The sequence below is a fragment of the Actinoallomurus sp. CA-142502 genome, from assembly GCF_050936355.1.
GTDB lineage: Bacteria > Actinomycetota > Actinomycetes > Streptosporangiales > Streptosporangiaceae > Actinoallomurus > Actinoallomurus iriomotensis.
Genome location: NZ_JBNJMY010000001.1, coordinates 7,319,396 through 7,339,479, shown reverse-complemented (window position 1 = coordinate 7,339,479; position 20,084 = coordinate 7,319,396). Strand labels below are relative to the sequence as shown.

At 70.3% G+C, this 20,084-nt stretch carries 18 protein-coding genes; 4 read left to right on the top strand and 14 right to left on the bottom strand.

Annotated features, from left to right (window positions below):
* Positions 1–13: 13 nt before the first annotated feature.
* On the bottom strand, positions 14–1,285 hold the full coding sequence (locus ACQEV1_RS34520; RefSeq protein ID WP_433399506.1) for a four-carbon acid sugar kinase family protein: 1,272 nt from the start codon (positions 1,283–1,285) through the stop codon (positions 14–16).
* An 83-nt stretch (positions 1,286–1,368) separates the two neighbouring features.
* Between ACQEV1_RS34520 and ACQEV1_RS34515 the strand changes: the two genes are divergently transcribed.
* Positions 1,369–2,166, top strand: coding sequence for a DeoR/GlpR family DNA-binding transcription regulator (locus tag ACQEV1_RS34515; RefSeq protein WP_433399503.1), 798 nt, complete (start codon positions 1,369–1,371; stop codon positions 2,164–2,166).
* A gap of 92 nt (positions 2,167–2,258) precedes the next feature.
* Here ACQEV1_RS34515 and ACQEV1_RS34510 read toward each other — a convergent pair whose 3' ends face one another.
* The 5 genes from ACQEV1_RS34510 to ACQEV1_RS34490 form a co-directional block, all read right to left on the bottom strand.
* Entirely contained in the window at positions 2,259–2,564 is a 306-nt protein-coding gene (locus ACQEV1_RS34510; RefSeq protein ID WP_285630316.1) for a hypothetical protein, read from the bottom strand.
* Between the two features lie 8 nt (positions 2,565–2,572).
* A protein-coding gene (locus tag ACQEV1_RS34505; protein ID WP_433399500.1) for an IS5 family transposase occupies positions 2,573–3,402 on the bottom strand; the annotation gives its coding sequence in 2 pieces (ribosomal slippage) (positions 2,573–3,060 and positions 3,060–3,402; 831 coding nt in all).
* Between the two features lie 98 nt (positions 3,403–3,500).
* Positions 3,501–7,994, bottom strand: a complete 4,494-nt coding sequence (locus ACQEV1_RS34500) for a nucleotidyl transferase AbiEii/AbiGii toxin family protein (RefSeq protein WP_433399497.1) — start codon at positions 7,992–7,994, stop codon at positions 3,501–3,503.
* 73 nt (positions 7,995–8,067) lie between these two features.
* A complete protein-coding gene (locus ACQEV1_RS34495; protein WP_433399494.1) occupies positions 8,068–9,519 on the bottom strand; it encodes a DUF6882 domain-containing protein in 1,452 nt (483 codons plus the stop codon).
* Between the two features lie 139 nt (positions 9,520–9,658).
* Complete coding sequence (locus ACQEV1_RS34490) at positions 9,659–10,897, bottom strand: serine hydrolase domain-containing protein (RefSeq protein WP_433399492.1); 1,239 nt, start codon at positions 10,895–10,897, stop codon at positions 9,659–9,661.
* 130 nt (positions 10,898–11,027) lie between these two features.
* On the opposite strand from ACQEV1_RS34490, the gene ACQEV1_RS34485 reads away from it, so the two are divergent.
* Complete coding sequence (locus tag ACQEV1_RS34485) at positions 11,028–12,143, top strand: WD40/YVTN/BNR-like repeat-containing protein (RefSeq protein ID WP_433399489.1); 1,116 nt, start codon at positions 11,028–11,030, stop codon at positions 12,141–12,143.
* On the top strand, positions 12,140–12,436 hold the full coding sequence (locus ACQEV1_RS34480; RefSeq protein ID WP_285629861.1) for a MoaD/ThiS family protein: 297 nt from the start codon (positions 12,140–12,142) through the stop codon (positions 12,434–12,436). The genes ACQEV1_RS34485 and ACQEV1_RS34480 overlap by 4 nt, the downstream gene beginning before the upstream one ends.
* A 146-nt stretch (positions 12,437–12,582) precedes the next feature.
* Here the strand turns inward: ACQEV1_RS34480 and ACQEV1_RS34475 are convergent, their stop codons facing one another.
* Together ACQEV1_RS34475 and ACQEV1_RS34470 are read right to left on the bottom strand one after the other, a co-directional pair.
* Positions 12,583–12,711 carry a hypothetical protein gene (locus ACQEV1_RS34475; RefSeq protein WP_433399486.1) on the bottom strand — a complete coding sequence of 43 codons (129 nt, stop codon included), beginning with the start codon at positions 12,709–12,711 and terminating at the stop codon, positions 12,583–12,585.
* 218 nt (positions 12,712–12,929) lie between these two features.
* Complete coding sequence (locus ACQEV1_RS34470; protein ID WP_285629865.1) at positions 12,930–13,511, bottom strand: TetR/AcrR family transcriptional regulator C-terminal domain-containing protein; 582 nt, start codon at positions 13,509–13,511, stop codon at positions 12,930–12,932.
* Between the two features lie 319 nt (positions 13,512–13,830).
* Here ACQEV1_RS34470 and ACQEV1_RS34465 point away from each other — a divergent pair, with 319 nt between their 5' ends.
* Positions 13,831–14,616 (top strand): IclR family transcriptional regulator, encoded by a 786-nt coding sequence (locus tag ACQEV1_RS34465; RefSeq protein ID WP_285629867.1) that lies wholly within the window; start codon positions 13,831–13,833, stop codon positions 14,614–14,616.
* A gap of 7 nt (positions 14,617–14,623) precedes the next feature.
* Here ACQEV1_RS34465 and ACQEV1_RS34460 read toward each other — a convergent pair whose 3' ends face one another.
* The 6 genes from ACQEV1_RS34460 to ACQEV1_RS34435 are packed head-to-tail and all read right to left on the bottom strand — an operon-like array spanning position 14,624 to position 20,083.
* Complete coding sequence (locus tag ACQEV1_RS34460; protein ID WP_285629869.1) at positions 14,624–15,382, bottom strand: SDR family oxidoreductase; 759 nt, start codon at positions 15,380–15,382, stop codon at positions 14,624–14,626.
* Positions 15,369–17,102, bottom strand: coding sequence for an IlvD/Edd family dehydratase (locus ACQEV1_RS34455; RefSeq protein WP_433399481.1), 1,734 nt, complete (start codon positions 17,100–17,102; stop codon positions 15,369–15,371). Before ACQEV1_RS34455 ends, ACQEV1_RS34460 begins: the two co-directional genes overlap by 14 nt.
* Positions 17,092–18,021 carry a 3-keto-5-aminohexanoate cleavage protein gene (locus tag ACQEV1_RS34450; RefSeq protein WP_433399478.1) on the bottom strand — a complete coding sequence of 310 codons (930 nt, stop codon included), beginning with the start codon at positions 18,019–18,021 and terminating at the stop codon, positions 17,092–17,094. The genes ACQEV1_RS34455 and ACQEV1_RS34450 overlap by 11 nt, the downstream gene beginning before the upstream one ends.
* Positions 18,018–18,659, bottom strand: a complete 642-nt coding sequence (locus tag ACQEV1_RS34445) for a DAK2 domain-containing protein (protein ID WP_433399475.1) — start codon at positions 18,657–18,659, stop codon at positions 18,018–18,020. The genes ACQEV1_RS34450 and ACQEV1_RS34445 overlap by 4 nt, the downstream gene beginning before the upstream one ends.
* A gap of 15 nt (positions 18,660–18,674) precedes the next feature.
* Complete coding sequence (locus ACQEV1_RS34440) at positions 18,675–19,670, bottom strand: dihydroxyacetone kinase subunit DhaK (RefSeq protein WP_433399472.1); 996 nt, start codon at positions 19,668–19,670, stop codon at positions 18,675–18,677.
* Positions 19,667–20,083, bottom strand: coding sequence for a hypothetical protein (locus ACQEV1_RS34435; RefSeq protein WP_285629879.1), 417 nt, complete (start codon positions 20,081–20,083; stop codon positions 19,667–19,669). The genes ACQEV1_RS34440 and ACQEV1_RS34435 overlap by 4 nt, the downstream gene beginning before the upstream one ends.
* Between the last annotated feature and the right edge of the window lies 1 nt (position 20,084).

Genomic DNA, 20,084 nt, shown 5'->3' with positions numbered 1-20,084 from the left:
GCGGTTAGCGTGGTCATGGGCCGACCTGGGCGAGGATGTGGCGGAGCGTGCCGTCGGTGCCGACGTTGCCGGGTACCACCACGTACGCCGGGTGGCCCCGTGGTGTGCGCAGGTCCCACACCGGGACGCCGGGCAGGATCTGACCGCGTACGCGGGCGCTCGTCGCCTCCAGGGCGTCGGTGGCCAGCCGCGCCGAGGTGATCCCGCCCTTCGCGACGACCAGGTCCACCTCCGTCGCCAGGTGGCGCACGGTCGCGACCAGCGTCTCCATCAAGAGCGCGGGTGCCGCCGGGACGCGGTCGTGGCCGGGGGTGCGGTCCGTCGCCAGCAGCGCGCGGCCGTCCTCGGTCAGCCGTTCGCGGACCGCGCCGGCGAGGGCGCGGTCGTCGCCCGCGCGCGGGGCGACGGGCAGTTCGACGCGGCGTTCCCACAGCCCGTCCAGGGCGCGGAGCTGCCGCGTGCTGGCCTCGGTGAACGATCCGCAGACGACCAGCACCCGCCCGGGCGGCGGCACGGCGACGCGGTCGAGCGGCCGGGTGGTGAGGCCCGCCAGCGCGGCGGCGAGCGACGCGGCGCAGCGGACCTGTACCCGCGCGCCCCGGCGTTCCGCGCATACCAGCCCCGCCGCGATGGCGAGGACGTCGGACTCGGTGACGCAGTCGGGGATCACGACGGCGTCCGGCCCGGCCGACGCCAGGGCGTCCGCGACGGCGTCGGGCCCCCGCGAGCGCAGCCGGGAGAGGGGGACGGTCACGGCGTGCCGTCGGCCGCCGCCGACCTCGCGGACCCAGCCGGCCATGTCGGGACTCGTGTAGCCGAAGACCGGATCGCGGGCGAACTCGGTCTCGGCGACCGGGACCGGCCCCGAGGGCGTGCGCAGCCGGTGCACGCCGTCCTCGGTGAACCGGCCGCCGTCGACGAACGCCGGCACGAACAGCACCGGCGTGCCCGGCGACACGGCGTCGACCTCGGCGAACACGTGCCCGCGCAGGGTCGAGTCCCCGCGCAGGACCAGCCGCAGGGAGCGACCGGCGGCGCGCGCCGCGGCCTCGGCCGTACGGGCGATGCCGGCGACCAGGGCGGCGGCCTCGCCTTCGGGCAGCGCCCGGCTGTTGGACAGCACGAACACCGAACGGTGCGCGGCGGCGGCGTCGAACGCGGCCCGGCCGGGGCGAAGGATCACGTCGACGTCGCTCACGGACTGGGTGCCGGTGGGGTCGTCATCGACGATCACCGTGAACCGGTCGTCGGCGGCGATCTCCGCCCGCCGGCTGGTCTCCCGCACCCGCCCTCCCCGAGATGTCAAGCTTCGGACAATTGTCGTCCGAGTTAGGACATTCTGGCAAGAGGCCGGGTACGGTCGAGCACGTGGTCACCGGAGAGCGCGGCGGCGAGCTGCGATACAACTCCGCGCCCGAGCGGCGCGAGGAGATCCTGCGCCGGCTCCGGGAGACGGGCTACGTGTCGGCGCCCGACCTCGGCGCCGACCTGGCCGTCTCGGAGCGTACGGTCCGGCGTGACCTGCAAAGACTCGCCGAGTTCGGCCTGGTGGAGCTCGTCTACGGCGGCGCGGTGGCCCCGGGCGGCGTGACCCCGCGCTCGCCGTTCGGCGTGCGGTCGCAGGCGCGCTCGGAGCAGAAGCGGGCCATCGCCGAGCTGGCGCTGCGTTTCGTCCAGCCCGGCGCGACCGTCGGCCTCGACGCGGGCACCACGACGCTGGAGCTGGCCCGGCTGCTGCCCGGCGATCGCGACGTGACGGTCGTGACCCACTCGCTGCCCGCGATGACGGTGCTGGGGGAGCGCCCCGGCACGACCCTGATCGGCCTCGGCGGCCTCCACCATCCGCCGACGCAGGCGTTCACCGGGCCGGACACCGTCGCCGCGATCGGCCGACTACGCGTGCACACCTTCTTCCTGGCCGCGAGCGGGCTCGGCGAGCGGGGTGCGTACTGCGCCACGCCTCTCGACGCCGAGGTCAAGCGTGCGTTCATCGGCATCGCCGATCACGTCGTGCTCCTTGCCGACTCCGCCAAGCTGCGCCAGACCGCGCCCGTCCCGATCTGCGAGCACTCCGAGATCGGCGCGTTCGTCACCGACGCCGCGATCACGCGGGCGCAGCGGGCGGCGCTGTCGCCGGGCACCCGGCTGCTGGTCGCGGACGGCTGACCGGTCCGGTCGCTCGGGCCTCGACTGGTAGGTGTGCTAGTGCGGGGACGTTGGTGCCGGGCGACGCTCTAAGAGGTCATCTCATTTGGTGGCTAGGAATCCGCAACGAGCCGAGCCATCTCGTGTAGGTGGTGCCAGTACTCGGGGTCGTCCGCTTCGCTGAGTACAGGTATGACCTGGTCCAAGCGGGCGATGCAGCGAAGCAGGCCACTCCGCCCCTGCGCTTCGAGCTCGCCGCCGTTCTTGATCCAGATGGAAACCCAGGCTGCGGTGTCCGAGTCCAGCATCACCAGGTCAAAGCCGGCTCGGTCCGCACCTGCCAATCTGGGAGGAAAGGGCAGTTTCATGAATTCTTGATAAAGGCGAGATACGGCCTCGAACGCGGTTTCTTTGCTCACGCGGGCCATCATGGCTCAGCTGTGCCAATGCATGGAGCCGTCCTGAGTCTGCGGTAGCAGATGAGGGTGCAGGCGATGCTGGTGAAGGCGAGGAAGTGCTCGGCTTTGCGTTCGTAGCGGCGGTGCAGGCGGCGGCAGCCGGCGAGCCAGGCCATCGTGCGTTCGACGGTCCAGCGGTGACGGCCGAGTCGTTGGGAGGACTCGATGCCTTTGCGGGCGATGCGGTGGGTGATCCCGCGTAGGCGAAGCCATCGGCGCAGGTGGTTGTAGTCGTAGCCCTTGTCCGCGTGCAGTTTGGCGGGACGCCGACGACGCGGACCGTGGCTGGAGCGGATCGGTGGAATGCCGCTGACCAGTGGGATGAGGGCCTGGCTGTCGTGGAGGTTCGCACCCGAGATTCCGACGGATATGGGCAGGCCGGACCGCTCGGTGATCAAGTGGATCTTCGAGCCGTACTTACCCCGATCCACAGGATTCGGACCTGTCAGGTCCCCCGTTTCATGGCCCTCATGTTCATCGAGTCGATCGCGCAGCGGCTCCAGTCCAGCCCGCCACGCGCGCCAAGCTCGTCCAGGACCAAGCGATGGAGCTTGGCCCACACCCGGTCCTTGCTCCACTCGGTGAACCGGCGGTGAGCCGTGGGCCCTGAAGCCCCGAAGGAAGGCGGCAGCTGGCGCCACGTACAGCCGGAGGTGGCGACGAATACGATGGCCGCCAGCACCTCACGGTCTCCGTACCGACGCCGGCCGCCACCCTGCGGCCGCGACGGCGCAGGCGGCACGACCCGCTGGAACAACTCCCACAGTTCATCCGGCACGAGGCGCTCAACGATCCCCACCACCGCAGACTACCGAACGCGCCAAATGAGACGACTTCTAAGTGGCCTGATCGGGGTAGGGGCGGCGCCGTGCACATCGGAAGGCTTGGCCGGCGGAGTCAGGATGGGCCCGTGTCGTGTAGGCGGATTTCGCCGTGGGGCCCTTGCACGGTGTAGCGGTAGCCTTCCTCCTCCGTTCCCTCCATCGCCTTACTGAGCGCCTCTGCCGCATCTCGCCACGAATAGCCCTGCAATGTCTCGCGCAGCTTGGCTGCGGTCATGCGTCGTGCTGGATAGTCGGCGGCAAGTCTCATTACCACCCTGGACCATGCCTCGATGCGGGTTGGTGTGTCTTCGGCCATACCATGATCCGGCGTAACGCTCGGCTGGCCGAGCTTGGGCGGCACACGGCTCGCGTCCTCGAGGAACTTCGCGAAACCGCTCTCGGCGTTCACGAGCACAGGCACTCCCCGTCCAGCCGCCTCGCTGCCGACCATGCCAAAGCCCTCGATACGAGACGGCATCACCGCGACATGCGCCCAGTCGTGGTCGGCGCTGAGCTCGTCGGTGTCTGTGGTGTGTGGCAGGATTTCGACAATGCCCGAAGCGCCGAGGACTTCGTCCGCATGTTGTTGTTCGGTGGCTACGTTCTCTCCCGGTACTCCCCGGACACGTAGACGAATCGGTACGCCTTGGTCTCGCAACTCCTTCACGGTGGCCAAGAGGTCGTCGTAGCCCTTGACAGGGTCGCTTACGCGATTTGTCGTAAACAGCGCATTGAAGGTCTCGCCGGTGGATGATGCGACGGCCTCTCTGGCAGTGTCGATGCCAGGGATCAACTCATGGTGATTCGGCGCGCTTTGACTCCCTGCTGTCATCTCTCGCGCAACGTCGGTATTCAGTGGGCCGACTCCGACCACAAGGTCGGCATTCTGCATCAATTCGCGTTCTTCCGCCGCGCGTTTTGCTCCGCGTTCGAGGACTCCTTGGATCTCGGCATACCGCATCGCAGGCTCATGTGTGACATACATCAGGTTTGCGTAGGGATACCAACGCTGCCGGATCAGCATCGCTGCGGACCCGGAGGCCTTCCCATGGCCGATGACCCAATCAAAACCGTCGTAACCGTGCACCGGCAGTCCCTCGATCTGTTCGGGCCAGCCATATCGTGCGACATCCTGCAGCTGGGCTTGCCTTGACCGCCCGGCTTCGTGAGTGGGGATCGAGGTGACGCGCGCGTGTCCATGCGGCTCGGCCGGTCCCACGGTGAGTAGAGTGACGTCTGTGTTGTGGAGACCGGCCATCTCTGTGGTGAGTTTCCCGGTCGCGACGGCGAGTCCCCCGACACGGACCTGGTTACGGCCGCTGGCGTGAGCGACGACAAGGACCCGTTGCCGCTCGGCCTCGTCACTCAGGCGCTTCAGGTCGATCCACTCATGTCGAAGCGGATCCCAACGCCCCGCCAATGGGTGTTCGCTGAGGAGGGGGGCAAGGAACGCTTTGAGAAGCGGCTTCGCCTCCGGGAGGGTCTTGAACGCAAGCCCGGGTGTCTTTCCAGCGTAATCCGCGAATCCCTCGCTCCAGTTCGGATTCGGCACCCGGAAACGCCTCGGAATCGTCACCGGGTCACCGCGCGTGATTCGGAAGTCAACCTCCGCGCGCAAAACGGCATGCATGATTTCGGCGTCCCATGACCGCTTGGTCGCGAGGAACGTCGTGTCAACGAGGTCCTTGACGCGCCACGGTAGATCGCCTTCCTGGCAGGCGAAGATACTCTCGGATCTGCGAAAGCAGTGGATGCACCGGCTCTCCGCGGTCCGCAACCCCTGTGTGTACATTGCCACGACTTTTTGGACTAGTTGATCCTCCAGCGACAGCACCCGCAGTTGCGGACTCTCCCCGGGCGCCCCGGTCGAGAAGATGTGCCGTGGAAACGGAATCAGTTCCGGGGCGATCCACTCGGGACTTCCTTCATTAGGGAGCAGGTCGGCCTCGAAGTTCATCAACTCACGGCCACCGAGCGTCACCCGGTGGGCTACCCGTGCACCGGCTCCGCCTAGCAGATCGGCGGTCCCAAGCGGCTCGAACGCCAGATAGTCGTGCAGATCCAGCGTGAGTGCGTCGGCGAAGTCGCCCTCCATCTCCGGCCGCGCGGCCTTATCGATTCGGGCAAAGTCGACATCACCGCTGACCCGGGCATCGGGGAAGCGTGCGAGCATTCCCTGGCCGCCTTTGATCTTCCAGTCGTGAGGGTTCGCGGTGAAGCTACGCGCCATGATCCGTTGCACGACGAACTGCTGCAACTCTGCCGATGGTGACGTCCCGCGACGGTACGCCTCCTCGCGGACCCTGCCTGTCAGCTCCTTCAGAAACGACGTCGAATCCTCGATGCCGGGAAGCTTCGGCCCGAATTCGTTGAGGCGTTTGATTAGTTCATCGACATCGCGTGCCGGCCTATCGGCGAAGCGTGACGTGTCGTTTTCGGCACCTACCGAAAGCACGGCTCGGTCCTCATTGCCGGCTGGCTCGATACCGTCAGGCTCCCTGCGACGAGTCGGCTGCGGCGTGGCATGAATATCCTTGGCCTGCCGCGCGAGCGTGGCGCCATCTGTGGGCCCATGCGCGGTAGGTGGAATGATCTCCGGGGCATCGACCTTGGGCGGCGTATCCGCAGCCTTGACATTGAGAATGCCCGCAATGCTCTTTCCGCCGTTATCCACGCTGCTGGGCTCACTGCCGATGGCCAGCCTGGAATCATGGTGGCCCGTCGGCTGTGTGGTGGCGTCGGCCAGCATGCTGTCGCCTGACACGTCGGCGGATGACCGGGGGAGGTGAGCACCCTGGCCGGTCGAGCCGATACCGCCGGTGACCGGGTCGGCGAGGCTCGGCACGGCTCTGTAATCGGCGGCGCCATTGATGATTTCGTGGACGTGGTTGTTGCCCGGGCCGTCGATCGTTTCGATGTTCGCGACACGGGCTTCGGCGCGTCCGGCGAGAGCGGTGGGGGATGGGTGATCGGTCGGGCCGACCGTGACCTCGGTGTGTGCCGTGGATTCTATTGACGTCGAGATCGTGTCGATAGGTTCATGCGCGGCGGTGGCGTGGATCTCGGCGGCCCTTTGTGCGGACTGTGGATGGTCGGCCGATCCGAGCTCGGCGTGAGCGGGCTCAACGAGCACTCTTTCGAGCAGGTGTTCCGGCTTTGGAAAGATCTCATCGCGTACTGTCATCACCTCGCCGTCCACGATTCCGCCGGACCGGACGAATGGGTCGTCAAAAGGCGGGATGCCGACAGCGGGCGAATGCGACTGATCGGTGTGGCGGATGAGTTTGCGCAGGTGGGTGATGCCTTCGGCGCCGGCGCCGATGGAGGCCATCGCCAGGCCGGTCTGCCAGGCGTGTTCCAGGTCCCAGCCGTGTCCGGTGATCTTGTTGGTGGCCGCGATCGCTCCGGTACCGACGCCCCAGCCGACCGCGAAACGGGACAGTATGCCGGCGGCGCCTGCTGATTCCATCATCTTGGCCAGGCCGATGGTGGCTGGTCCGCGGCGCAACACCGCCGGCAGTCCCGCTTTCGCGCCGCCCATCAGCCCGCCCAGCATCAGGCCTTGGCCGAGCGCGCCGCCCAACTCGCTCCAGTCGAAGTGCCCGCCGCGGAAGAGTTGCTCGATCACATCTGACCCGGCGGAAAAGACCCCACCCACCACGGCTTCGAACAGCAGATTGAGGATGATCTGCAGCGCTTCGCCTTCCAGCCGGATCATCGACAGCGCCCAGGCCATTCCGGCTTCAACGAACGGGCCGAGCATGCTGACCGCGTACATCAAGCCCACCGCGAACACCGCTGAGGCCACGAAATGCCACTGGGCGGTAACGATCGCATCGGCGGCCGTTCGACAGTAGCCGGCCAGATCATCACACCGCTGTTTCAGGTCCGCCAACAGCCCGTCCTGCGCGTACACCGTCCGCGCGATCGCCCCGAAGGCCTCGGTCGCCTCGCCGGACCCGCTGCCGGTCACCCGTCGAGCATGGTCGGCGACATGCCCGCGCACCGTATCGATGGCCGAACCCAGCTTGGTCGCGGCACCTCCGACCCGCTCCACCGCCGCCGAATCACCGTCAGGCCAGGCAACCGTCAATCCCGCCCGCTCAAAGAGCCACAACGCCTGCATCACGAGATTCGGTGGCGGCGCGCTCGACGGAAGCCCATCCGGTATCGGGGGCAATCGATACTCCCGCACACCCCCCGGCCCACCCCCAGGAAGCCTCGACGGCGCCGTCGGGGCCTGCCGGCCGCTCAGCACCTGCGCGATCGCCTGGTCGGCCGCGGCGTACCGATCACCCGCACCGACCAGCCCCGCCGCCATCCCCTGCAGCAGATTCACAATGGCGGGCAAGTCCTTCAACAACCGATCCCGCCGCTGCGCGAACCCCGCCGCGCCCGAACCGGTGTTCCCCTCGAACAGCCCCCGGCCCAAATCGTCGCTACCGAAGGGCTGGCCACCAATGACTCCGGCGAACACGGACACTCCATCGGCCAGCCGCGAGGAGGCCTCATCGATACCACGCCCTGCCTTGACCCATACCTCGGGCACAACGGCAAAGCCCAGCATCGCATCGCTCCCTTCGAAGGTCATGCAGGCGCAAAGAGCTATAAAACGGAGTCATGACTTCAGCGGAGACGCCTCAGCCCAGAGTGCCCTGAAGGCCCGAGTAGGCCCGGTTGATCGTGCCGTCGTGGCTGAACTCGACCCGTACCTCGCGCGGGCCACGGGTGCCGATGAGCAGCTCGGGTTCGCCCACGTACAGCGGGGTGATGCCGTAGGCGTCGAAGTATCCGAGGACCATGGCGCGCATCGTCGCGTACCGGTCCCGCTGGGGCGTCAGCTGCTGGAGGCAGTCGGCCATGGAGAGGATGACCTCGCAGATCAGCGGCAGCGAGCTCGCCGGTTCGGGGACGCGGCTGTCGGTGACGGCCCAATAGCGCTTGCCGTCGTCCTCAGTCGGAACGGACGCGAGGCCCCGGGCGCGTCCGAGCTGGGTCGCCGCGCGCACCAGGAGGACGACGATGTAGCCCTCGAAACCGGGGGCGTCGGGGAGGACCACCTGGTCGGCGGCGAGGTGGTCCGCGCCGTGCTCGCGGGCGATCGCGCGCAGGCGCGCCACCCCGTCCCCGTCGCCCCAGTGCCAGGTGCGCGTGTCGTGGTGGTAGACGCCGATCTCATACGCCTCGGCGGAGAAGACGTCGCCGAAGTGGACGACCCCGGCCTCCCACGACGACGGGGTCCGGTCGGGCCAGCCCAGTTTCTCCAGGTGGTCGCCGAAGGCGACGGCTCCCCGGTCGAGCCCCTCCGCCGCGCCACGGGCGAGTTCGGTGAGCAGGCTCGGCGGGAAGAACGCCGCGACCGCGCCGTCGGCGGCCGGCGCGGGCGGCAGAGGTGCGGCGGCGACCGGACCGTCCGGTCCGGTGACGACGACCTCGCCCAGCCGTTCGCCGTCGAGGTGGACGAGTACACGGTGGTCGCCCGGCAGGTCCAGCTCCAGGCCTTCCGGGACGTCCCGCACGGTGAGGCCGTGGTGCGCCGCGTACCCGCTCACCACCTCGGCGGCGTTCGTCCCGGGCAGCATCTGGGCGCCGGTCCGCAGCGCCTCCCCGACCGTCGCGGGATCGGGCCGGCTCGCCGGCAGGGCCGGATCGTCGGTGACCAGGAACGTCAGGGATCTGCCGCCGTGGCAGAAGTCGATCGCCCCTCGCGCGCCCAGCAGCGCCATGGCGATGAGGCCGAGCCGCTGGGCGGCCAGCCGGGAGTCCGCGACGCCGCGCAGATCGACCATCTCCGTGGTCAGCTCCGGGACGCCGTGCCGCTCGCCGATCCTCCGCAGCTCCAGGGGCCCGCTGATCGCCGGCATTCCGGCGAGGCCCGACTTGGCCCAGCCCCACTGGAAGGTGGCGTCCTCGGCGTAGGTGCCGAGCAGATCGGCGCGCAGTTCCAGGTCGCCCATCCGGGCGGTACGGGCGTCGGCGTCGTAGCCGACGGCGCCCGCGGGCACGACGGAGTGGAAGGCGCCCAGCTGTTCGGCGGCCCAGCCGAGGTGGGGACGTGCCAGGTCGAGCAGGGCGTCGCTGAACAGGTCCATTCGGGGAAGCCTAATGCGGCCGGCGGGCCCGGCCGGTGATGGTACGAGGACTTTTGAAACGTACCTTCGCGGCCCGATGCGCGCCTCGGTTCGGGTCACCGTCCCTGGTGAGCCGGGAGGCGCCGAGGCGGGCGCGACATCACGTCGAGGTGAGGCCGAGGCGGTCGCGCAGGGCGGTGGTCCAGGGAACCCATCGCGGGTCGGGTCCGGCCGCCGAGTCCCATGCCAGGTTGGTGCAGGTGTAGGCGACGGCGGTCCGGGTTCGGGGCTGGGCGAAGGCCAGGCGGCCGCCGGCGCCCGCGTGCCCGAAGGAGCCGGTTCCCAGCATGGGCAGGTGCGAGGCGGGCAGCTCGTAGCCGAGCGCGTGCCGGGACCGGCTTCCCGCGGGCATGCGGTCGAGAGGGCTCGGGGTCGGCAGGTGATCGGTCTGCGGCGCGGTGGCGCGCTCCAGGGCCTCCGCGGTCAGGAGCCGCGTCCCGCCCACGGGCCCGATGAGCGCGGCGAACAGGCGGGCGAGGGACCGGGCGTTGCCGACTCCGTTGGCGGCCGGGATCTCGGCGGCCATGGCGGCGGGGCGGTTGAAGGCCTCGGCGGCCTCGGCCACCGAGGCCATGGTCGCCAGCGTGCCGCCGACGAGCGGGTCCCCGCGGTCGATGCCGAAACGTGCCAGCGCCTCGTCGATCTGCCGGGCGGTGGGGCGCGGCTCGTCGGTGAACTGCGCGAGCACGCGGGGCTCTTCGGCCGCGGGCAGGCCGATCCACAGGTCCAGTCCGAGAGGGGCGGACAGGTCCGTGGCGAGCATGGCTCCGACGCTGTGCCCGATGATCCTGCGGATCACCTCGCCGACCAGGTAGCCGTAGGTCAGGGCGTGATAGTGCCAGGCGGTGCCCGGCCGCCACAGCGGGGCCATGGCGGCGAGCACGCCGGTGCAGTGGTCCCAGTCGAGGAGCTCGGCGAGTCCGACACGTGCCTCCGGCGGGAAGGCGGAGAGCCCGGAACGGTGCGCGAGCAGGTCGCCGACGCTGATGGTCTCCTTGCCGTTCTGGGCGAACTCGGGCCAGTAGGCGGCGACGGGCGCGTCCAGATCGAGCAGCCCGCGCTGGGCGAGCAGGTGGGCGCAGGTGGCGACGACGCCCTTGGTCACCGACAGGACGACGCTCAGGGAGTCACCGCTCACCGGCCTCCCGCCGATGGGGTCGGCACCGGCCCACAGGTCCACGACCGGCTGCCCGTCCTGGTAGACGGCGAGCTGAGCGGCTCCCGGATCGTCTCGTTGCCCGGCTTCGAAACCGTCGCGTACGGCTTCGAAACCGGGCGCGGCCCAGCCGCCGGCACGTGGGTCCCGGGGAGCCCGTGAGGCGCCTGCCGGACCGTGCATGTGTCTCCTCGCGGACCGCCGGGACATTCAGGACATCGCAGCGTACCGATGAATTCCGTCCGTGGCACCGGTCACAATCCCTGGTGAGCCGCGACCGGCGGTCACCGCACGGACCCAGGGAGGGATACCGGTGAGCGGAGTACGGGTACTGGTCGGCACGCGCAAGGGCGCGTTCATCCTGACGTCGGACGGCCGGCGGGAGCGGTGGGAGGTGAGCGGCCCCCACTTCGGCGGCTGGGAGATCTACCACGTCACCGGCTCGCCCGCCGACCCGTCGCGGCTGTTCGCCGCCCAGTCCACCGGCTGGTTCGGCCAGCTGATCCAGCGGTCCGACGACGGCGGCGCGACCTGGACGCCGGTCGGCAACGAGTTCCGGTACGAGGGCGAGACCGGCACCCACCAGTGGTACGACGGCACGCCGCACCCCTGGGAGTTCGCCCGCGTCTGGCACCTGGAGCCCTCGGCCACCGACCCGGACACGATCTACGCCGGGGTCGAGGACGCCGCCCTGTTCCGGTCCTCCGACGGGGGCACGACCTGGCGGGAGCTGCCCGGCCTGCGCGGGCACGGCTCCGGCTCCTCCTGGCAGCCCGGAGCCGGCGGCATGTGCCTGCACACGATCGTGCTGCACCCGGAGGATCCGGCGCGGATGTACGCCGCGATCTCGGCCGCGGGCGTCTTCCGCACCGACGACGCGGGCCAGACCTGGCAGCCGGCCAACCGCGGCCTGCGGTCCGGCGGCATCCCCGACGAGGACGCCGAGGTCGGCCACTGCGTGCACCGCATCGCGCTGCACCCCGCGCGCCCCGACACCATGTACATGCAGAAGCACTGGGACGTCATGCGCAGCGACGACGGGGGCGGCTCCTGGCGTGAGGTCAGCGGCGACCTGCCCTCGGACTTCGGCTTCCCGATCGCGGTGCACGCCCACGAGCCGGAGACGATCTACGTCGTGCCGATCAAGAGCGACTCCGAGCACTACCCGCCGGAGGGGCGGCTGCGCGTCTACCGCAGCCGTACGGGCGGCGACGAGTGGGAGCCGCTCACCAACGGCCTGCCGCAGCGCGACTGCTACGTCAACGTCCTGCGCGACGCGATGGCCGTGGACCGGCTCGCCTCCTGCGGCGTCTACTTCGGCACGACCGGCGGGCAGGTGTACGTCTCGCCGGACTCCGGCGACACCTGGTCGCCCATCGTGCGCGACCTGCCGGCCGTCCTGTCCGTCGAAGTCCAGACGCTGTCGTGATCCGCGTCGTGCTCCCGGCCCACCTGCGGGTCCTCGCGCGCACCGGCTCCGAGGTCGAGCTGGACGTCGACGGCGAGGTCACGCAGAGCTCGGTGCTCGACGCGCTGGAGGAGCGGTATCCGATGCTGCGCGGGACGATCCGTGACCACGGCACCGGGCGGCGCCGCGCGTTCATCCGGTTCTACGCCTGCGAGAACGACCTGTCCCACGACCCGCCGGACGCGCCACTGCCCGACGCGGTCGTCCGCGGCGCCGAGCCGTTCCTCGTGGTGGGCGCCATGGCGGGCGGCTGACGGCCGTACGGCGGCGGGGTGCCGATGCCCGGCGGTCTCGCCCGTGCGCTCCTCCATGCGCCTGAGGCATGGTGGGCATCGGACACCACCGCCCCGCGCCACCGTTCACCCACTGGAGCCAGCCGATGACGTCCCCCCGCGACCGGTTACCGGAGATCACCCTCGACCCCACCGGCGCCGACCACCACGGCGAGGCCGCACGCCTCCGCGCGGCCGGTCCGGTCGTCCGCGTCGTCCTGCCCGGCGGTGTCCACGCCTGGGCCGTCACCCGCCACGCCGAACTCTTCGCCCTGGTCAAGGACCCGCGCGTCAGCAAGGACCGGCGCAACTGGACCGCCGTTCAGAACGGCCGGATCCCCGACGACTGGCCGCTGATCGGCATGCTCAAGGTCGACAACATGGTCACCGCCACACGATCGCTACGGATTGCTAATCAGACTGGTGAGGCTGCCCGTCCGGCTGACCGGCCCCTCGTGAGGCGGGGCCGCCGGCGTCACGGGGCGAGACGGAGCCCGCGGATCGCCCGGTCGATGAAGTGCTGCTGCGGCGCGACGTCGTCCAGGAGCATCTTGGTGAACGCGTAGTTGACGCACGTGCCGATCAGGAGCTGGGCGGCGGCCTCGCAGTCGACGTCGGCCGCGACGCGTCCCAGCTCGCGCTCACCGTCGAGGTAGGCGGCGACCCGCGAGTCCGCGGCGTGCGGTCCCATGCCGCGCGAGGTGAGCACGCGCCGGAGCCGAAGGAGCTGGTCGGGCTTGGTGAAGACGCTCACCTTGGCCGCGAGGATCTCGCAGTAGAACCGGATCGTCGCCTGGGCGACGGGCACGAGGTTCGCCTCGACGCTCGCCTCCCCGACCCGAGACTCCAGCTCCGTCATCGTGCGCGCGTAGACCGGCAGGCGGTCGGTCAGCAGCGCGAGATAGAGGGTCATCGCGGACTGGTCGGATGACTCCGAGGCTCCGCGCGCCGGGGCGGCGGTGCCCCGCATCATCTCAGCGGCGACCTCGACCACCTGGCGTCGTACGGAGTCGGCGCTGGACGGCGAGGAGGGTTCGGACGTGGCGTCGAAGTTCATGATTTTTTCAGTATCCACACCATCGGCCCTCGGCGTAACGAACCCGCACAACAACGATCACGATCGACGGGGCACGACAGGACGGACTCGGTGCCGAACCTGCCGGATCGACGGCCGGCCGCGGGTCTCGGCCGCCCACGAGGATTCCCGTTCAATGGGAATCGGTGCTCCCCGTGGCCGAGGGTGAGCGCGCAAGCTCCCTTGTGCCGAGGTAAGGATGGTGCTTCGTGGGTGCGACGGGTGACGTGCCGCGCGCGACGGCCGTGCGGATACCGAGGATGACCTGGACTTTCTTCTACTCCGTCAGCACAATTCCGGCATGAGTCCCGCTCATCGGAACACCGGGGAGATCACCGCGGTCGGCCGCGTCGCCGAGATTCTCAAGCAGTTCGCGCACTGCCGTGGCGTGCTGAGCGCCGCGGCGCTGACGCAGCGAACGGGCCTGCCCAAGACGACGGTGTATCGGATGGTGGGCGAGCTCGTTCGCGTCGGTCTGCTGGAGAGGGTCGGGCCGGACTACCGCCCGGGGCTCCTGCTGTTCGAGATCGGCGAGACGTCGCCGCAGCAGCGGGACCTGCGCGAGGCGTCGAGGAGGCACCTGCTCACGCTGCACGAGGCGACCCGGCAGAACGTCGGGCTCGCCCTGCTGGACGGCTTCGACGTCGTTCACCTGGAGGTCTTCCGCAGTGACGAGGGGCCGCGGCTGCCGCAGCACTCGGGAGGACGTTGGCCGGCACATGCCAGTGCGTCCGGGAAGGCGATCCTGGCGTTCATGCCTGCGGAACAGGTGGTGATCCCCGGCGTCCTGCAGCGCTTCACACCGCACACGATCGTGGAGAACAGCGCGCTGCGGGCCGAGCTACAGCGAGTCCGGCGGCGTGGCGTGGCCTTCGACAGACAGGAGGCGCTGAACGGCATCGTCGGGATCGCCGCCCCGATCACCGGACCGGACGACGAGGTGCTGGCGGCGGTGTCGATGTCCGGGGTCGTCGGGAGGATCGACACGGCCCGCATGGACGCCGCCGTGCGGACGACGGCCATGACGATCTCGCGCGACCTGGAGCGGGCGCGCTCGATCGTCCGGCCGATCCTGCAGCGGCGCTGACGACACGTCAGCCGCGGCCCGCATAGGGCATCGTCCGCGCCATCACGGTGAGGGACGGCACGTTCACCTCCAGCGGCAGCGACACGACATGGGCGACCAAGCGCGCGACATCCACCGGATCGATCGTCGGTTCGGCCCGGCGCGTGCCGTCCGGCTGGAGCGCCTCCACGCCGATGCCGGCGGTCATCGCCGTCGCCGCGTTGCCGACGTCCAGTTGGGTGCAGGCGATGCCGTGGTCGCGCAGGTCGAGGTTCATCGCGGCGGTGAGCCCGGTGATCGCGTGCTTGCTGACGGTGTACGCGACGCTGTGCGGCCGCGGGACGTGCGCCGACAGCGACCCGCTGTTGATGATCCGGCCACCGCGCGGCCGCTGCCGTCTCATGATGCGGACCGCCTCCCGCGCGCACAGGAACGAACCGGTGACGTTGGCCGCGAGGACGTCGTGCCAGTGGCCGTCCTCCACCTCGTCGATCGCGCCTTCGGGCCCGAAGACCCCCGCGTTGTTGACCAGGACGTCGACGCGGCCGTGCAGCGCCCACGCCGAGGCGAACAGCGCGCGGACCGACGAGGCGGACGTGACATCGGCCACGACCACCTCGGCGCGCGGATGGTCCGCGGCCGTGTCCTGCAGGGATGCCCGCGTACGGCCCGCCAGGACGACCATGTGGCCGTCGTCGAGCAGCGCGCGGGTGATGGCTCTGCCGAGCCCGTTTCCCGCCCCGGTCACGACGGCCACCGAGGAGCGCGGCGAATCAGTGGTTGTCACCGTGCACCGCCGCTCCGCGCCGGCCGACCAGGAAGTCGAAGTCGGCGCCCCGGTCGGCCTGCAGGACGTGTTGGACGTAGAGACTCGCGTAGCCGGTCTCCGGCGGGAGCGGCGGCGCCGCCGCGGCGATCCTACGATCGATCTCTTCCGCGTCGACGAGGAGTCGCAGGCTGCCGGCCGTGACGTCGAGGGCCACCAGGTCGCCGTCGCGTACGGCGGCCAGGGCACCGCCTGCGGCGGCCTCAGGCGCGACATGCAGCACGACCGTCCCGAACGCCGTCCCGCTCATGCGGGCATCGGAGACGCGGACCATGTCGGTCACGCCCGCCTGCAGGAGCTTCTTCGGCAGTGGCAGGTTGCCGACTTCGGGCATCCCGGGGAACCCGCGCGGGCCCGCGTGGCGCAGCACCAGGACGGTGTTCTCATCCACCGGCAGGTCCGGGTCGTCGATGCGCGCACGGAAATCGTCCATGCCCTCGAACACCAGTGCCGGACCGGTGTGGCGCAGCAGGTGCGGCGAGGCGGCCGCCGGCTTGATGACGGCTCCCGACGGCGCCAGATTCCCGCGCAGCACGGTGATGCGGGCGTCGGGCAGCAGGGGTTCGCCCACCATCCGGATGACCTCGCAGTCCCAGGCGACGGCGTCGGTGGAGTTCTCGCCGAGCGTCCGGCCGTTCACCGTCAGCGCGTCGGTGTGCAGGATGTCGCCCAGTTCCTTCACCACGACGGGCAGACCGCCGGCGGCGTGAAAGTCCTCCATCAGGAACCGTCCGGCGGGCATCAGGTCGACCAGGAGCGGCACGCCCTTGGCCGCGCGGTCGAAGTCGTCCAGCTCCAGATCGATCTCCAGCCGTCCGGCCAGCGCCAGCAGGTGCACCACCGCGTTCGTCGATCCGCCGATCGCCGCGTTGACCTTGATGGCGTTCTCGAAGGACGCGCGGGTGACGATCCGCGACATCCGTACGTCCTCGCGGACCATCGCGACCGCCCGGAACCCCGACTCATTGGCGAGCAGGCGCCGCCGGGCGTCGACGGCGGGGATCGCGGCGTTGCCGGGAAGGGCGAGGCCGAGGGTCTCGACCATGCAGGCCATCGTCGATGCCGTACCCATGGTGTTGCAGTGGCCGGCCGAGCGCGCCATGGCGCCCTCGGCGGCGCGAAACTCACACTCGGTGACGCGGCCGGCCCGCACCTCCTCGCTCATCTCGAACAGTGAGGTGCCGCTGCCCACCGTCCGGCCCTGCCACCTGCCATTCAGCATCGGCCCGCCGGACACGACAATGGTGGGCAGGTCGCAGCTGGCGGCGCCCATCAGCAGCGCCGGCGTGGTCTTGTCGCAGCCGCACAGCAGCACGACCCCGTCGACGGGGTTGGCGCGGATGGACTCCTCGACCTCCATCGAGACCAGGTTGCGGTAGAGCATGGTGGTCGGCCGCACGATGGTCTCGCCCAGCGACATCACCGGAAACTCCACCGGGAACCCACCCGCTTCGAGCACACCGCGCTTGACCTGTTCGGCGAGTTCCCGGAAGTGGGCGTTGCAGGGGGTGAGGTCGGAGTAGGTGTTACAGATCCCGATGACCGGACGGCCGTCGAACATCCGGTCCGGGACTCCTTGGTTCTTCATCCACGAGCGGTGCATGGCGGCGTTGATGTCGGAGCCGCCGAACCACTCCTGCGAGCGGAGCGGCACGCGATCCGGGTCCTGTTCAGATGGCATGGGCGGCGTCCTCTCGTGCGGGGAGGCCGAGGATCCGGCGGGCCTCGTCGGGGGTGGCGGGTTCCAGGCCGAGGCTCTGGACCAGGGTGACGGCGCGCTCGACGAGGCGGACGTTCTCGGCCGGCTCCCCGGGAACGAGGCAGGGATTGTCCTCGATGCCGACCCGGATGTGCCCGCCGAGAGCCAGTGCGTGCGCGAGCCCCCGGAACTGCTGAGGCCCGTTGACCGCCACGGTGAACATCGAGCCGTCCGGGAGGGCGTCGACCATGTGCTGGAGGTCGGCCGGGGTGTAGGGGACCGCGTTCTGGAACGTCGTGTCCAGGCCGAGCACCAGGTTCACGCAGTACGGTTCGGCGTCGAAGCCCAGGGCGGTGAGCCGGGTGACCTCACGGGCCAGGTGGGATGGGCCGAACGCCTCCCACTCCGGCTTGATCCCTCGTTCGAACATCGCCGCCGCGAGTTCGATGGCCCGCTCCATCGGGGTGTCCATGAGCACCTCGCGCCCGTCCGGCCCGCTGATGTAGGCGGTGACGGCGTCCAGCGTGCAGGTGTCGGCACCGCCGTCGACGCCCTCCATGCGGGCGTCCCAGTCGATCGTCCGTGACCCGTCCGGGCGTACCCGCAGCAAGTCGCCGTTGATTCCTCCACCGGTCGAGTTGTTGATCACCACATCGCACGCCGCGCGGACCCGCGCGTTGATGTCGCGGTAGATCGCCGCGTCGCACGTGGCCTGGCCGTCCGGACGCCGCGCGTGCAGCGCCGCGACACTGGCACCGGCGGCGGCGCAGCGTGCGACGTCGGCGGCGATCTCCTCCGGCTGGGTCGGGACGTACGGATGGTCCGCGCGTGTGAGGAACCCCCCGGTGGGGGCGACGGTGACGATGACTTTGCCGGCGTGACCGGCGTTCGCGGACGTCATGCCGCCGCCCGCGTGTCCGCGGCGGCCTGGAAGAACCAGGCGACGGCCAGCGCCCCTGGGTCGACCACCCCGCGCGCGTGCTCGCCCACGTAGCTGGCGCGTCCGCGGCGGGCGAGCATGTCCCGGGTCGCCTCGGCGCCGTCGGCGGCGGCGCGGGCCGCGCGGGCGACCGCACCGCGCCATGCCGGTGCGAGCGGCTCGGCCTCCAGTGCCTTCACGGCGGGGACCATGGCGTCCACCATCGTCTTCTGCCCGACGTCGGTGTTCCCGAGCCGGCAGACGGCTTGCACGGCGCTCTGGAACGCGTGTGCCAGAGCGGGTCCGGACCACGGCTCGCCGGGGCCTTGCGCGAGCCGCCCGAACCAGAGGCCGAACAGCGGGCCGCTCGTGCCGCCGGCCCCGAGGTGAGCATCGGACGCGGCCCTGAAGGCGTCCGGAGGGGGCGCCGTGTCGGGAATGTCGGTCAGGGTGGGTCGAGCCCGATCGAGCGCGGTCGCGATGTTCCAGCCGAAGTCTCCGTCGCCGGCTCTGCGGTCCAGATCGGTCAGCTCGTCGACGTCTCGCCGCACCCGGTCCGCGTACGCCAGCAGCCAGGCGCGTGCGTCCGCACCGGTCAGCCGCGTGTCATCGGTGGTCATGTCATCAATCCCTTCCTACCAGGCGAGCGCCGGTGTCCGGACCGGCGCGTCCCACAGCTCGATCAGGTCCTCGGTCAGTGCGGTGAGGGTCACCGAGAATCCGCGCATGTCCAGCGAGGTCACGAACGAGCCGGAGAGGCTGCGGGCCGGCGCGATGCCGCTGCCGGCCAGCGACCGGCGCACCTCACGCAGCACGACCCCCAGCTCCAGCGAATGGGTGGCTCCGAGCCCGTTCACGATGGCGAGGACCTCGTCGCCGCGCCGTAGGCCGAGGTGCTCGACCAGCGGGCGGACGAGGGATTCGACGAGCTCGGCGGCGGTTCCGGAGGCGCGGGTGCCGATGCCCCGTTCGCCGTGGATGCCCACGCCGAACTCGATCTGGTCCGGACCGAGGTCGAACGAGCGGGTCCCGGTCATCGGATTGGTGCAGGCCTCGAGGGCGAGTCCCAGCGTCGCCGACCGGGCCACCACTTCGCGGCCGAGGTCGCGGACCCGGTCGGCCGGGGCCCCTGTCTCGGCGACCGCTCCACAGATCTTCTCGACCGCCAGGACGGCGGCGGTTCCGCGCCGCCCCGGTGCGCTCTCGTCCTCGGACGTCGTCGCGAGGTCGTCGTCGACGATCACCACCTCCACTCGGTGCCGGTCCTCGAGCAGCTCCGCCGCGATCCGGAAGTTGAGGACGTCGCCGGTGTAGTTCTTGACGATCATGACGACGCCCGCGCCGGTGTCGACCGCCTGTGCCGCCTCGCGCACCTGCAGGGCGGTAGGGCTGGTGAAGACCGCGCCGGGTACGGCGGCGTCGAGCATTCCGGTGCCGACCAGGCCGGTGTGGAGCGGTTCGTGTCCCGAACCACCGCCCGACACCAGCGCGACCTTGCCTCGTGCGGGAACCCGTCGGGTCACGAACAGCGGGTCGTCATGCATCCGGACGAGGCCCGGGTGGGCCGCCTCCAGCCCCTCCACCGCCTGCCGGACGAAGGTGTCACGATCGTTCAGTACGTACCTGCTCATGTGCTCGTCTCCACGATGCGGGCGTGCGCGAAAGCGATCAGGGTCGGCCGGGCGAGGGCCCCGGGCGCCACACCGGCCGCCTGCGCGGCCGTGTTGACGTACGAGATGACGCCGTGCTCCCACATGTCGAGGCCATTGGAGATCTCGGCGGTGTGGTGGCCGACGGCCGCCGCGGGGATGCCGGCCTCGTTGAGGATGGCGAGCCCGGCGATGCCCGCGTCGTCCTTGCCGACGCCGGCGTCGTTGAGCAGGACGAACCCACAGCGAGCCGCCGCCCCGAAGCGTCCGGACTCCTGACCTCCGTTGGACGCGGCGACGACGATCGCGCCCGCGTCGTCGTCCTCGACCTGGGACATGCTGTCCATCACGACGATGCGCATCCCGGCCTGTGACCACACAGTCGCTCGGTACACG

What these genes read in the sequence shown, in the direction of transcription:
- ACQEV1_RS34500 (WP_433399497.1), bottom strand. Translation starts at nt 7,994, where the DNA reads ATGCTGGGCTTTGCCGTTGTGCCCGAGGTATGGGTCAAGGCAGGGCGT.
- ACQEV1_RS34495 (WP_433399494.1), bottom strand. Translation starts at nt 9,519, where the DNA reads ATGGACCTGTTCAGCGACGCCCTGCTCGACCTGGCACGTCCCCACCTC.
- ACQEV1_RS34490 (WP_433399492.1), bottom strand. Translation starts at nt 10,897, where the DNA reads ATGCACGGTCCGGCAGGCGCCTCACGGGCTCCCCGGGACCCACGTGCC.
- ACQEV1_RS34470 (WP_285629865.1), bottom strand. Translation starts at nt 13,511, where the DNA reads ATGAACTTCGACGCCACGTCCGAACCCTCCTCGCCGTCCAGCGCCGAC.
- ACQEV1_RS34465 (WP_285629867.1), top strand. Translation starts at nt 13,831, where the DNA reads ATGAGTCCCGCTCATCGGAACACCGGGGAGATCACCGCGGTCGGCCGC.
- ACQEV1_RS34455 (WP_433399481.1), bottom strand. Translation starts at nt 17,102, where the DNA reads ATGCCATCTGAACAGGACCCGGATCGCGTGCCGCTCCGCTCGCAGGAG.
- ACQEV1_RS34450 (WP_433399478.1), bottom strand. Translation starts at nt 18,021, where the DNA reads ATGACGTCCGCGAACGCCGGTCACGCCGGCAAAGTCATCGTCACCGTC.
- ACQEV1_RS34445 (WP_433399475.1), bottom strand. Translation starts at nt 18,659, where the DNA reads ATGACCACCGATGACACGCGGCTGACCGGTGCGGACGCACGCGCCTGG.
- ACQEV1_RS34440 (WP_433399472.1), bottom strand. Translation starts at nt 19,670, where the DNA reads ATGAGCAGGTACGTACTGAACGATCGTGACACCTTCGTCCGGCAGGCG.